Origin of the sequence: Gilliamella sp. B3127, assembly GCF_026536935.1 — a bacterium.
GTDB classification, from domain to species: domain Bacteria; phylum Pseudomonadota; class Gammaproteobacteria; order Enterobacterales; family Orbaceae; genus Gilliamella; species Gilliamella apicola_E.
Genome location: NZ_JAFNNI010000003.1, coordinates 97,870 through 111,761, shown reverse-complemented (window position 1 = coordinate 111,761; position 13,892 = coordinate 97,870). Strand labels below are relative to the sequence as shown.

The 13,892-nt window shown below is 31.3% G+C and carries 15 protein-coding genes and 2 tRNA genes; 9 read left to right on the top strand and 8 right to left on the bottom strand.

The window, feature by feature from the left end:
• The first annotated feature begins 62 nt into the window (after window positions 1-62).
• From artP to J3U00_RS06325, 8 genes are all read left to right on the top strand, one after another.
• On the top strand, window positions 63-791 hold the full coding sequence (gene artP / locus J3U00_RS06360) for an arginine ABC transporter ATP-binding protein ArtP (protein ID WP_065562112.1): 729 nt from the start codon (window positions 63-65) through the stop codon (window positions 789-791).
• 29 nt (window positions 792-820) lie between these two features.
• A complete protein-coding gene (locus J3U00_RS06355; protein WP_267331918.1) occupies window positions 821-1,555 on the top strand; it encodes a transporter substrate-binding domain-containing protein in 735 nt (244 codons plus the stop codon).
• Window positions 1,556-1,639: 84 nt separating this feature from the next.
• Window positions 1,640-2,410, top strand: a complete 771-nt coding sequence (gene artQ, locus J3U00_RS06350; RefSeq protein WP_218059990.1) for an arginine ABC transporter permease ArtQ — start codon at window positions 1,640-1,642, stop codon at window positions 2,408-2,410.
• Between the two features lie 9 nt (window positions 2,411-2,419).
• Window positions 2,420-3,097: an arginine ABC transporter permease ArtM gene (gene artM, locus J3U00_RS06345; protein WP_065562114.1), complete on the top strand. Its 678-nt coding sequence runs from the start codon at window positions 2,420-2,422 to the stop codon at window positions 3,095-3,097.
• 1 nt (window position 3,098) lies between these two features.
• Complete coding sequence (gene uvrC / locus J3U00_RS06340; protein ID WP_267331917.1) at window positions 3,099-4,934, top strand: excinuclease ABC subunit UvrC; 1,836 nt, start codon at window positions 3,099-3,101, stop codon at window positions 4,932-4,934.
• 107 nt (window positions 4,935-5,041) lie between these two features.
• Window positions 5,042-5,596: a CDP-diacylglycerol--glycerol-3-phosphate 3-phosphatidyltransferase gene (gene pgsA, locus J3U00_RS06335; RefSeq protein WP_065562116.1), complete on the top strand. Its 555-nt coding sequence runs from the start codon at window positions 5,042-5,044 to the stop codon at window positions 5,594-5,596.
• Window positions 5,597-5,817: 221 nt separating this feature from the next.
• Window positions 5,818-5,905: transfer RNA gene (locus tag J3U00_RS06330), tRNA-Leu, on the top strand.
• 19 nt (window positions 5,906-5,924) lie between these two features.
• A tRNA-Gly gene (locus tag J3U00_RS06325) sits at window positions 5,925-6,000 on the top strand.
• Window positions 6,001-6,222: 222 nt separating this feature from the next.
• On the opposite strand, the gene J3U00_RS06320 is transcribed toward J3U00_RS06325, so the two are convergent.
• The 7 genes from J3U00_RS06320 to J3U00_RS06290 form a co-directional block, all read right to left on the bottom strand.
• A complete protein-coding gene (locus J3U00_RS06320) occupies window positions 6,223-6,684 on the bottom strand; it encodes a hypothetical protein (RefSeq protein ID WP_267331067.1) in 462 nt (153 codons plus the stop codon).
• A 241-nt stretch (window positions 6,685-6,925) separates the two neighbouring features.
• Window positions 6,926-7,453, bottom strand: a complete 528-nt coding sequence (locus J3U00_RS06315) for a hypothetical protein (RefSeq protein WP_141673902.1) — start codon at window positions 7,451-7,453, stop codon at window positions 6,926-6,928.
• 58 nt (window positions 7,454-7,511) lie between these two features.
• A complete protein-coding gene (locus tag J3U00_RS06310; protein ID WP_267331916.1) occupies window positions 7,512-7,733 on the bottom strand; it encodes a hypothetical protein in 222 nt (73 codons plus the stop codon).
• A gap of 254 nt (window positions 7,734-7,987) precedes the next feature.
• Window positions 7,988-8,650, bottom strand: coding sequence for a DKNYY domain-containing protein (locus J3U00_RS06305; protein ID WP_267331915.1), 663 nt, complete (start codon window positions 8,648-8,650; stop codon window positions 7,988-7,990).
• A 157-nt stretch (window positions 8,651-8,807) separates the two neighbouring features.
• Window positions 8,808-9,458, bottom strand: a complete 651-nt coding sequence (locus J3U00_RS06300; protein ID WP_267331914.1) for a hypothetical protein — start codon at window positions 9,456-9,458, stop codon at window positions 8,808-8,810.
• A 575-nt stretch (window positions 9,459-10,033) separates the two neighbouring features.
• On the bottom strand, window positions 10,034-10,900 hold the full coding sequence (locus J3U00_RS06295; RefSeq protein WP_267331913.1) for a hypothetical protein: 867 nt from the start codon (window positions 10,898-10,900) through the stop codon (window positions 10,034-10,036).
• Between the two features lie 403 nt (window positions 10,901-11,303).
• Window positions 11,304-11,684 carry a VOC family protein gene (locus tag J3U00_RS06290; protein WP_267331912.1) on the bottom strand — a complete coding sequence of 127 codons (381 nt, stop codon included), beginning with the start codon at window positions 11,682-11,684 and terminating at the stop codon, window positions 11,304-11,306.
• A gap of 126 nt (window positions 11,685-11,810) precedes the next feature.
• Between J3U00_RS06290 and J3U00_RS06285 the strand changes: the two genes are divergently transcribed.
• Window positions 11,811-12,770, top strand: a complete 960-nt coding sequence (locus J3U00_RS06285) for a helix-turn-helix transcriptional regulator (protein ID WP_267331911.1) — start codon at window positions 11,811-11,813, stop codon at window positions 12,768-12,770.
• A gap of 17 nt (window positions 12,771-12,787) precedes the next feature.
• Here J3U00_RS06285 and J3U00_RS06280 read toward each other — a convergent pair whose 3' ends face one another.
• Window positions 12,788-13,642, bottom strand: coding sequence for an aldo/keto reductase (locus J3U00_RS06280; RefSeq protein ID WP_267331910.1), 855 nt, complete (start codon window positions 13,640-13,642; stop codon window positions 12,788-12,790).
• Window positions 13,643-13,892: the final 250 nt, after the last annotated feature.

The window sequence follows — 13,892 nt, the reverse complement described above, 5'->3', positions numbered from 1 at the left end:
ATTTTTATGCAAAAAAAATTAATATTTAGTCAATTAAAATTTAAATAGTTTATCTAATACTAATGAATATCGAATTAAACCATATTAACTGTTTTTATGGTAAACATCAGGCATTAAATGATGTCTCTTTATGTTACCCTTTAGGTGAAACAATTGTTTTACTTGGTCAGAGCGGTGCAGGTAAAAGTTCTTTACTGAAAGTGTTTAACTTACTTGAAATACCAACGTCTGGTGAAATGACAATTGCGGATTCACATTTTGATTTTTCCAAAAAAATAAGTGAATCAACTATTCGAACTTTACGCAAAAATGTTGGCATGGTTTTTCAAAATTACAACTTATGGCCACATCTAACTGTGTTAGAGAACTTAATTGAAGCCCCTTGCCAAGTTTTGAAACTATCGAAAAAAGAAGCAAGTGAAAAAGCCATGTCAATATTGGCTCGCTTACAAATTGATGAAATGGCCCATCGTTACCCTCTTCACCTTTCAGGTGGTCAACAGCAACGAGTGGCTATTGCGAGAGCCTTAATGATGGAGCCTAAAATTTTGCTATTTGATGAGCCAACAGCAGCTTTAGATCCTGCAATCACATCTCAAATTGCAGAAATCATTAATGAACTGTCACAGACAGGAATTACACAGATTATTGTTACGCATGAAGTCGATTTTGCTCGTAAAGTTGCTTCACAAGTGATTTACATGGAACAGGGTAAGATTGTTGAACAAGGTCAAATTGAGTGTTTTGCTCATCCAAAAACTGAAGAGTTCAAAGCTTACCTATCGCATTAATATTAATAAAAATCTGATTGGGTGGATATATGAAAAAAACATTACTAGCTATTATACTTGCAGGCTCTGCATTTGCAGCTCAAGCAACTGAAACGTTAACCATTGGTACCGAAGCGACTTATGCACCTTTCGAATTTACTAATGATAAAAACGAAATCATCGGTTTTGATATTGACGTTATGAATAAACTTTGTGATGAAATGAAAGTAACATGTAACATTGTAAATCAATCATTTGATGGATTAATTCCTAGTTTAAAAACTCGTCGAATCGATGCGGCTATTGCGGGTATAGATGTTACACCTGAACGTCAAAAGCAAGTTGCATTTACTAAAATCTATTATGATGATAGCTCAATCCAATTTGTTACTTTAAAAGATTCCTTAACAAGTCTTGATCAGCTAAAAGGTAAGAAAGTTGGTATTCAAAAAGGTACAACTTATTTAAAATATTTAAATGAAAAATATCCTGATGTTAAAGCAGTAAGCTATGATAGCTATCAATTTGCTTTCTTAGATTTAAAAGCGAAACGTGTTGATGCTATTGTTTCAAGCTCTTTTGTTGCTGGTGAATGGTTAGGTAAAGATGCTGATATCGTTGCTTTAGGCGATAAAATTACCGATCATGAATTTTTTGGTGAAGGTTTAGGTATTGCTGTACGTCAAGGCAATGACCAATTACTTGAACAATTCAATCAAGCAATCGATAAACTAAAAGCAAATGGCGAATTAGATGCTATTTATAAAAAATGGTTTAGTAAATAATTATTAATAACAAAATCAGTTCTTATTTATCTCGCCGCATATTCTGCGGCGAGTTTATTTTTTAAATTTAACTACGGTTCTTTTATGTCAGAATTTTTTGCACACGGTATAGACTTGTTACTCTCTTCTATGGATGGGTATATTTTGCCGCTTACGAAAGCTACCGCGATTACGTTATCATTAGCATTTGTATCGTTAGTCGTTGGAATGTTTTTTGCGTTCATTTTTACTATTTTAGAATCAGTACCATTCAAACCCGTTGCATGGCTAATGTCGCTATTCAATTTAACCATTCGAGCTTTACCCGAATTATTAATTGTGGTTGCGATTTATACTGGTTTACCACTGCTATTGATGGCATTAGATGATGGCTTTACCGTTCCTCTCGGCTTTACATCGTTTACCGTAAAAATGAGTATTCATAATACCCAACCAGACCCATTTTTATGCGGTGTTTTTGCTTTATCATTACTCTACGCTGTTTATGCCTCACAAACGTTACGCGGTGCATTTAAAGCGATTTCAAGCGGACAAAAACAAGCAGCTCAAGTTTTAGGATTAAGCAAATCTCGAACTTTCTTTCGTATCATCATGCCACAAATGTGGCGACACGCACTACCCGGTTTAAGCAACCAATGGTTAATCTTATTAAAAGATACGGCCCTTGTTTCGGCAATAGCAATAGATGACTTGATGATGCAAACCAAAACAATAGTTGCCCGAACCAATCAGCCTTTTTTATGGTACTTTGTTGCTATGATTATTTATTTAGTGATATCAATTTTAAGTCAAAAAATTATTTCACGTATTGAAAAACGTGCAACCCATTTTGAACCATCAGCCAATAGTCAGTAAGGTTATTTTATGTCTGATAATTTTATTTTTTATCTAAAAATCATTCTTCAAGGTCTACCTGATACATTAAGTCTAAGTATATTCGGTATATTAACGGCTGGTATTTTGGCTATTGTTTTTTCATGTCTTTTATCGTTAAATTCTAAGCTATTAACGAAAACAATTCGCGCTTATATCATTATTTTTACTGGTTCACCATTATTAGTACAGCTGTTTTTAATCTATTATGGACCATCACAATTTGGTGAATATTTAAGTAAATTTCCTGCTTTTTATGATTTTATTTCTTCACCTTGGTTTTGTGCTTATTTAGCTTTAACGCTTAATAGTGCCGCTTATACTACACAAATATTTTATGGTGCATTAAAATCTGTTCCACAAGGACAGTGGCAAGCATGTAGCGCTTTAGGTATGAACAAAAGACAAACTCTTAAAATTGTCATGCCATATGCATTAAAACGTGCTCTTTCTACTTATTCTAACGAAGTCGTTTTTGTGGTAAAAGGTACAGCCTTAGCTTCAATGATTCCTGTTATGGATTTAATGGGATATAGTAATGCATTAAATGGTGAATACTATGACTTCTCAATTTTTATGGTTGCAGGGCTCATTTACCTCTTGATAAATGGTATTTTAAGCACCATTATGAGGATAATAGAGAAAAAAGCCCTCACCTTTGAAAACTAATATGAGCCAATTTGATACAGCATCTTTTCTAAAAACAGTCCCACATAAACCAGGTATCTATCAAATGTTTAATGATAAAGATACCATTATTTATGTGGGAAAAGCGAAAGATCTCAATAATCGCTTAAAAAGCTATTTCAATAGCAGTAAAAAAACGATCAAAACCGATCGATTGGTAAGTCATATTCATCGAGTTGAATTTACCATCACCAATACAGAGACTGAAGCATTATTACTTGAACAAACTTATATCAAAAAATATCAACCCAAATACAATGTTTTGCTTAAAGATGATAAAAGCTACCCGTTTATCAAATTAAGTAAAGAAAGACATCCTCAATTGTCTTTGTATCGTGGTGCAATTAATCGAAAAAAAGATGAGTTTTTTGGCCCTTATCCGAGTGGATATGCGGTAAAACAAATTCTTGCCTTATTACAAAAAACATTTCCAATAAGACAATGTTTAAATAGCACTTATCGTAATCGAACTCGTCCTTGTTTACAGTACCAAATCAAACGCTGTTTAGGGCCTTGTGTACCAGGCTTAGTTAGCGACGAAGATTATAATGAACAAGTTAATTATGTAAGGTTATTTCTCTCCGGACAATCAGACCAAATATTGCAAAAAATTACTGCGGATATGCAAAAAGCCAGTAGTGAACTTAATTTTGAAAAAGCAGCCGCATTACGAGATCAGCTACAAGCGATCAAACACATAAATGAAAAACAAGCTATCTATAACAATAATGATAATTTAGATGTGATTGGTTTCCATTACGAACTCGGCTTAGCTTGTATCTATGTACTCTTTATTCGAAATGGTCAAACATTTGGGCATCGTTCTTATTTTCCAAAAGTGCCATCTAATACTGAACTAGAAGAAGTGATCGAGACATTTTTAGGACAATTTTATTTACAAGGAAATCAAAATAGAAATATTCCGAAGAAAATTCTTCTCAATTTTTCATTATCTGATAAGCAAGCAATGGAAGATACTTTATCTATTGTCGCTGAACATCAAGTAAAAATAGTTGATGAACCAAAAGGTGATAATCTTAAACTATTAAATATTGCAACAGTTAATGCTCAAACTGAAGTAAAAAATAAACTACTCGAAAACTCAACCATTAAACAACGATATGATGCACTAAAAGAGTTTTTGGGCATTGATAAAATCAATCGAATGGAATGTTTTGATATAAGCCATTTTATGGGTAAAAACACAATTGCATCTTGTGTCGTTTTTGATGATAAAGGCCCTGTTAAATCTGAGTTTCGTCGCTACAATATAAATGGTATCACGCCTGGAGACGATTATGCGGCAATGGAGCAAGTCTTAACCCGTCGTTATAGTAAGAAAGATCTTCCTGAAGATAAGATCCCAGACATCATCTTTATAGATGGAGGAAAAGGTCAACTTAACCAAGCGTTAAGGGTTTTTGATAATTTAGATGTAAACTGGGATAAAAACCACCCTATTTTAATTGGTGTGGCCAAAGGTGCTAAACGTAAAGAAGGATTAGAAACACTATTCTTTGAAGCTCATGGAAAAGGATATTATCTGGATTATCATTCCCCTGCTTTACTGCTTATTCAACAAATTCGAAATGCATCGCACGATCATGCAATTGTTGGTCAACGTAAAAAAGGCGTTAAGCAGTTAACTGACAGCGCTTTAGAGCATATTGAAGGCGTTGGTGGAAAAAGACGGCAAGCATTACTCAAGCATTTTGGTGGGCTTAGAGAGTTGAAAAATGCCAGTATAGACGAAATTGCACAAGTTCAAGGTATTTCAAAATCATTAGCTGAAAAAATTTATCTAAATTTACAGCAATAACACATTGAAAAATTAACATTTTTCAGGCAACATAATCAATGAGAAAACCCTGTTTTTTTAATTGTCGCTAACCATTTGATTAATAAAACAATATGAGCTAATGTCACATGAAAATTAACTTACCTACATTCTTAACATTATTTCGAGTAATACTGATCCCATTTTTTGTGTTGGCATTTTATTTAATCCCTCATGAATGGTCAGGCTTTTTTTCGGCATTAATCTTCCTAATAGCCGCAGTTACAGATGTTTTTGACGGTTACCTTGCCCGCCGATTAGGTCAAACGACTAAATTTGGTGCTTTTTTAGATCCTGTTGCCGACAAAATAATGGTAACAATCGCATTGGTACTTATAACGCAATATTATCAAGCGTGGTGGATTTCTATTCCTGCAATAATAATCGTCTCTCGTGAACTTATTATCTCTGCATTACGTGAATGGATGGCTGAAATTGGCAAACGAGGTAATGTTGCAGTATCTTCAATTGGCAAAATTAAAACAATTGCTCAAATGACAGCATTAACTTGGTTACTTTGGCGTCCTTGCGATCTTGTTATATATGCGGGGCTAGCTGCACTTTTTTTAGCCACAATTTTAACGTTATTATCCATGTTCCAATATTTATGGATAGCGCAAAGTGACTTATTAGATGAAGAATAATTTATCAAAAAGTCGATAATCGTTACTTCTAGTGTAATTTTGTTATCTTCTGTAAGTTCACAAAATTACACTTCTCAATCCCCAAAAACTCAATATTAAACCAACAATAAGCTAAACATTGAGCAATTAAACAATTAATCCAAAATTTATGTTGACTGAAATCTCAAGATAGGTAAAATGCACTGCATTCAAAGCGGATTACCTTACGTAATAAGTTTTGAGCCCGGGTGGTGAAATCGGTAGACACAAGGGATTTAAAATCCCTCGGCCTTTTTGGCCGTGCGAGTTCAAGTCTCGCCCCGGGCACCATTTAAAACACTTCTCTTATGCGGGAATAGCTCAGTTGGTAGAGCGCAACCTTGCCAAGGTTGAGGTCGCGAGTTCGAACCTCGTTTCCCGCTCCAATATCGCGTTTAAACACTCCTCTATACCTAATTAATTCATTAAGAAATCGAATGTTTTATGTTTTATCTGTCTATAGAGATTTTTATTATTATCGATACATTTAACATAAAATGAATTGTTACTTGTATGAGTATCTATTTTGTTCCTTTATTACCCAGTAATAAATCTCTATCTATTACTCGGTTGTTTATGTTATTTATTTTAAAGTAATAATTATTTCATTATTGAATCATATCATCAAGTTCGTGGCTGATGCAGTCGGAACTCTTTAATGATAAATGATAATTTTCAACTAAAAATAACTGTTTTGATTTGAAATATCCTTCAAAATAATAGATATAACATATTGAGTTTAGACCCTGTTGTTTTTTAAATTTTTCCTCATCTGTTTTATTTGCAAATATTAGATCTACGTCTCTTCCAATTAAATTATCATCTTCTGGCTTATCAATAGCATAAGATAGTTCTTGTGAAAGATCGCTATCTTTACCATCCAAATCTAAAGGTTCTCTATCTTTTAAATGATTACTTTTTATCGACAAATTATCTATTTTAAAGATTTTATATGGTGGGCATTCACAGGCATAAAGCATATCAACAGCATATAAACCAACTTTTCCCTGTGGATAATTATCTTTACATCCAAATAAAGTAAATAATAAGATATACAATATTTTTTTCATTTTTTTATAATTTCCTCAATATTTAGCCAGCATTTTTGAGTTGTATAAGCCAAAACATTCTGCCAATAGCTCTTTTTTCATGTCATTCTTGTTGTTGAATAGATGTTTTCCTATCACCATTTATATTTGCTTTTGACAAATAGCCAACCCATTGTTTTTTCATAACTCCCCCACTCTTCAAGTGGGTAATTGTTGCCTTTATAGGTCTTATATATGGTATCGTTTTATGATGTGTCTTTGATCAAAAATATACAACACCACTATTTCCAAATTCATTCCTCGCCCAGCCCTCATTTTCGATTATTGGATAATATTTTTTTAATTTTTCATAAAATTCATCATTAGGTGGATAGGCTTCTTTATTTTCATAATGATCATAGACTTCTTTATAATTTATACAATAAGCATTTTTACCCTTTATTTTTAAAGTATAAACATAAATTTCTTGGTAACGACTATATCTAAAAAAAGAATATCTATATTTTAATTTTTTTAATAAATCTGTGTCTGACATAACTGTCAATTCCCGTTGTAAATCTTGCTTATCTTTGGTTGTAAAATTAGGGATATTGTTCATAGCCCAATTGGGTAATTCCTGCCTGATTTCTTGTAATTGTTGCGGATCAAAAGCTTTGGGTTTAGGATTCCATAAAAGCGATTCGCTTAAACATTCACAGCCTTCTTTTTCTATTCTTTCAGTCATATCATAAGGAGTTGTTCCCCATATTTCATATCTTCCATCTTCTGTTTTGCACCATATATTTTTCATATTGCAACTGTTTACTAATGTGATTAGTAATAATATTAATAAAATATTTTTCATTGTGTTATATTTGAGGCTTAAAAGTTTTCATATCATTATGTACACCCACAGGAGTTGAAGCACCTGTTACCGGATGCCTTACTCCGTCGGGAGCAAACCAGGCACTATCTATTTTTATTTTATTAAATTCTATTTTTTTCCATTCTTTCCATCTCTTTTTTTCTGTAGGAGTACATTTTTGATTCAGTAAGTATTTGTATTTATCATTACATAGTTTATTATTCACTGAAGTCGCTTTATTTTTCTTGCTTCATAAAATAGTTTAATACAATTTTTTTCATCATTAATTACTCTTAAATTCCATCAAAGATGTGGATGATATTTAAGGGAATCACCGTATGGTAACTAAAGGTTATTTTCCAATCTGAATATTATCCTTCAGGTAACATTCCAGACCGACAGGTATAAGCTTAATTTTTCCTGAGGGATAAAAACTATCTTTAAACACTATCATCCATATTTTTATTAATGTAAGAAATGTTATTTTCCATCACCAAAATATTGTTCTCTCAGTATTGGATCTGTATAAATACAATTATCGTCAAATTTTTTATCAAACTCTTCACGACTTTTTATAGGCTTATCATTAATATAAATATAATTTTTATCTAAACCAATCGTTTCGTCCCATTCTGAATCATGTCGGATCTCATTTTTCGTTCTAAACGTATTAACATCGGCACCGTCTATTTTTTTTCCACCGTAGTAGATTGCATTTTCAACACGTAAGTAATCTCCTCCTAACACCGCATAATCTGAAGATGAGCCAGCTATAAAAAGTTCACTATTGACTCGAGAATGGCAGGTATAAATATAGATATGGTGTTTATCTTTGAAATAATACTTACTTTGCATACCTTCGTTATATCTTAACCAGTAATCATTATTAATCTTTTTTCTATCCTCTATGTCATTAAACAGCAAATCAAACGTTTCTATATCAATTGTTTTGCTTACTGGTTGATACATTTTCGTTTTTGGATTATAAATTGTTGAATAATCGAGAGTATCTGTTGTTTCGTTTGCACTCAATGAATTTTTTGCACACCATGAATTAGGAATTTGAATATTCCATTCGTAACCATTCTTAACAAGAAATGTAGAACGAGTTTTTGTAACCGCATTATCGCAGGCTGTTACCAAAAAAATGGATAGTAGATAGATGATTATTTTTTTATTTTTCATAATTGGTTGATATTAAATATCTCTCCTTAATAATAGTAATTCGTTCCACTTTTACCAAACCAAACTCCCTTTTCAATATGATAATGAAAGATCATTTGGATTGGCTCCTAATAGATTAGTTCTCTTCTGGAAAATATTGTTGTTTTAACTTAATTTTAATAGTACTTTCAATATCTAAAGAATTAAATTCAGAATAGGATAATCGTTCATTCCTTATATAAAGATATTTTTCATCATAACCTAATTCTGGATGATTCGCATTTGCTGGTATAACATTAAAATATTTAGCTTCAACATCTAATAACTGCCTGGTATTCCAAAAAACGGACTGGCTATCTTTAATATATTGCCCTACAACTTTATAGTTTGAAAATTGCAGAGGTAAGATATAAACGTTAATATCTGTAGCAAAATCAGCAATAGCATATATATTTTTATTATCAGAAAAATATTCAGTTAAATCTATACGATGAAAACTATTTTCATTCAAAACATCATTAAGTAATTTTATTTTCAATTCAGGAAAGTGTAAATCGTAAACTCTATTTTGATAACCATAAGCAATTGTTCCTCTGGGATATCCAGGATATTTATATTGTAAGTAGTAATTACCTTGTTTATCTTTATATAAGATATCTTTTATATGAATATATTCAGAATTTACTTGTTCTAAATGTATTTTTTGTGTTTTTATATCATTTGAACGGCTGTTACATGAAATAGTTAATAACATTAATATAAAAATTATTTTTTTTGCATTTTCCATAGTTTTATATATATTGGTCCGTATTTATTAATATCTGCCCCCCCTATAGAATTGAAATCATTAGGAAAAGCCCATCTCACATGTTTAATTGTCAGTTAAATAGTATTTAATTTTTCTCCGTCTACAGTTATTTGTATATTAGCTTACCCTTTTTTAGCCGTTATATATGTTTCAAATCACCACATTATTCCGGTAATTCCTCCATTTTTAATGGAAGTTCGACGTAGAATTTTACTATTTTATTAATTTAAATTTTTGCATAGGTTTGATCCCACAATTTTATGTTAAGTCATTCATAATTATATGTCCATAATCAACGAGTCGCTTTATCTTGTAATTTACTAATCTTGTTGTAAATATATTGGTTTAGAAAATCATAACAAACAGTACGAGTAAAACGTTAAATACAAGCATTTTGCTAAGGATTATCCGTTTGGATAAAGCATAATATTATTTTGTGCTTTTTAGCCCTGCTCTCTAATTGATGGCTAAAATATTCAGACCCATTATCACAGCGTATCGCGCATTCAATAATTTGATTTAATGACCTAATGATACGCAATACTGGCTATGACTTATAACTTATTTGAATAATAATGGTGATCATTAAGTTTTATTGCAATCGAGTCAATCTTCTGTATTTTTAATTTAGAAATATCAATAAAGTAGACAATATATGACTCGCCAGGTCTGTTAAAACCAAGTAACTTACAACCATGACTTTTATTTTTTTCAACCACACTATTTATATAAATACTATGAATAAAATCTAAATTATATAATTCACCATTTGATATGAGGTTAACATTGATATCTTTAATATCATCAATAGATTGATCAGTAACTTTGATAGTTAACTCAACTTCCTTTATATTTTTATTTTTTATTATTTTTTTTACAAGTACATTTGCGTTTTTGAAACTAGTTTGATCTAGAAATGTATTTTCTACTCCCAGTAATCTAACGCTATTTTTATAATAGAAAGGATCAGTATTTTCTAAAACGTGTTTTTCTCTATTATCTAGTAGAAAAAATATGGTAATAATATCAATGTCTTTTGAAATTGGAGTTTGTAAATTTATATCAATAATTAATAATTCATGCTCTTTATCCATTCGAATATTGGTAAATGTTTTTATTTCATCCGCATCAGACTGTAGATGAGTTAATTTTGCCGTATTACCTATAGTTAGATCTATATGCTTAATATCTGCTATTTTACTAAGATTTTTTAATCTACTATCAATTTTTACAATAAGTTGTACCTTTTCTATAGAGCCTTGTTTTTCAGATAAAATATTATAAATAATATCAGTATCATCAAAATTAGATTCTTTAAAAGTAATTGTATTAACAGGACTATCATTTTCTTTAGATTCTAAATCACAAGAAAATACAAATAGAGGTAATAAGAGTAAAAATATTATTTTTAATTTTTTCATTGTGCGTCCTTTATTAGTTTTGATATATCAGTACTTAATTAGTCAATGGATTTATAAATACTTACTCCTGTCACTTAGGTACACTCAGGCCTATTGATTTTATATCTAAGACTTCATCACGCGCCACCATATTCTTGTATCAGACTTATCCACAGGATAATTTGTTGGTAAGTTTTTGCGAGTGAAACTGCACTTTAATCCAGTTTTGATCAGGCGCAATAATCCATTCTAAAAAACTGGCATTACCACAACTTTCAAGGATCAATTTAATCTTTTCGCTGCTTGTCTCGCCATTAGGTTTGGTGGTGGAGCCAGTCAGTTTTTTAGAATTGTAGCTTCATTTTAAGATGACTTAAATAAATTTTTTAAAGCACCAATTGTTTTAATTTCTTAAGATAATTTTTTATTCAAATTTTGAAGTGTCGGTAGCACAAACACGGAGTCGATGACCATCAGGATCATTTCCTACAAATGTGTATCCGAAATCGAGCATTTGAGGTTCAAGTTCAGTTTTGACGTTTAGTTCTTTCCATGTCGCATAAATCTCATCTACTTCATTTTTTGTTACATCACTAAATGACAGCTCAAATCCCCCATAATGATTAGGTGCCTTTGGTGTTATTTTATCGGCCTCTTGAAGTCCCAAAATAAAACCATCATTCAATAAAAATACAGCAAAGCCAGGATAAGTTTTAGCTGGTGGACGCCCTAGTATTTTTGTGTAAAACTCTGTGCTAGCATCGACATCTTTGACATAAACAATAACGCTATTAGGTTTAAACATTTTTCTTTCCTTTTAGTGATAAAAATTAGTTCAATTAATTTTAGTTATCTCTATTTTGATGTAGCATTGATGACAACTGTATGTCATATTTAAAATTCAATCTAAATTATTTTGCAAACATAAAGCATGAAAATTAATCGTATAATTACTACCATCATGGTATTGCTACAAAGAGAAAAAATAACTGGTAAAGAATTAGCAGAAAAATTAAATGTATCATTGCGTACTATTTACCGAGATATACAAGTTATAGAGGGAGCGGGAATACCCATTATTACCTATCAAGGAAGTGCCGGTGGAATAAGTATTTTAAAAAATTATAAAATTAGTAAAGGTCTATTCACTAAAGAAGATGTCATTGTTTTATTAAAAGGCCTCAACTTATTATCCTCACCGGTTTTAAAAGAAAGTGAAAATTTAAGAACACTCGAGAAAATAAAGAGTTTTTTATCAGAACAAGAACTTGATGAAGTGACAAATAACTTAAATCAACTTATTGTTGATTTATCGCCTTGGTTTTCTAAACAAAATATTGATAACAAAATATCTATTATAAGACTGGCACTGAAAGAGCAAATGCTTTTATCGTTTGATTATTTAAGTGTTAGGAATAAACAAGCCTCACGTTTAATTGAGCCATATAAACTTATTTTTAAGGAAAAAGAATGGTATTTACAAGCTTTTTGTCTAACTAAAAATGACTTTCGTGTATTTAAATTGTCAAAAATGTCAAACATTAGAAAAACAAACACTAAATTTATTAAGCAAACAACGCCTGAAGCATTTTCTTTATTCCAAACGGAGATGAAAAAAAAGATTTTTAAAATAAAATTGCTAATAGATGAATCGCTTTTGGAACGTATTTTAGATTTTTGTGATGAAAAAGATATTAAGAAATTAAATGGACAACAGTATCTTGTAGATTTTAACTTTATTGATGATGACTACAGTTATGGCATTTTACTAAGCTTAGGTCATAAATGTATTTGTTTAGAGCCTGAGCATATACGTCAAAAACTCGTTGAACGAGCGGAAAAATTAGTTAAATCTTACAAAGAAACTGTCAATCCATTTATGTCAAATTAGCCTCAATAACTAAAAATTTAAACATCTAATCTCCGGCTGGTTAACCATTTTACTTTTTCCGGGTCTCGATGATCAAAAAATTGACTTGTATTTGTATCAAGCGCTGCTATTTGTTGCATATCTTTATCTGAAAGCTCAAAATCCCAGATATCTTGATTTTCAATTATACGCTCTTTACGCACAGATTTAGCCAAGCTTGCAATACCTCGTTGTGCTAACCAACGTAATACCACTTGCCCTATTGTTTTACCATATTTAACGGCAATTTGACCTAACACCGGATGGGTAAATAAACCATTTTTCCCTTCAGCAAACGGTGCCCAGGCTTGAGGAGTTATGCTCTCTTTTTGCATATAAGGCACGGCTTCAAGTTGTTGTTGGAATGGGTTAACTTCAATCTGATTTACGGCAGGAATAATGGAATGAAATGCAGTTAAATCAGCTAATCTATCAGGTTGAAAATTACTTACGCCAATAGCACGAGTTTTACCTGCTGAATAAAGCTCTTGCATTGCTTGCCAAGCACCATGAACATCACCATAAGGTTGATGAATTAAATATAAGTCAACATAGTCTAATTGCAAACGATTTAATGAACGTTCAAATTGAGCCTTAGCACCATTGTAATTGGCATCTTGCAACCATAACTTAGTCGTAATAAATAATTCTGCTCGATCAATCCCATGTGCACGAATAGCATTACCAACTTCAGTTTCATTTTGGTAACTTGCAGCTGTATCAATCAACCGATAGCCAGAATCAATTGCATCATGTACGGCTGTTTCACACTCTTTCTTATCGGTCATTTGAAAAACACCAAACCCTAAGATAGGCATTTCGATACCATTATTTAATGTTATTGTTTTTTTCATAGCCCATACCTCAGTTATTGTAGTTAGCCTATTATTAAACAGCTTACTACAATGATAAAGTAGGTAAAACAACATGCACTAATGAAAAATTTTCATTAATTAGCTTAGGTTTTTTATTAAAATATCACGATATTCAAGCTTGATGAAAAGCCCGATAAGGTCATTAAAAAAAGTGACAAGTAATTTCAATATCGAAAATTATTTAATTTGAGATATGTATGAAGCTAATATAATTCATATATCAATCAGC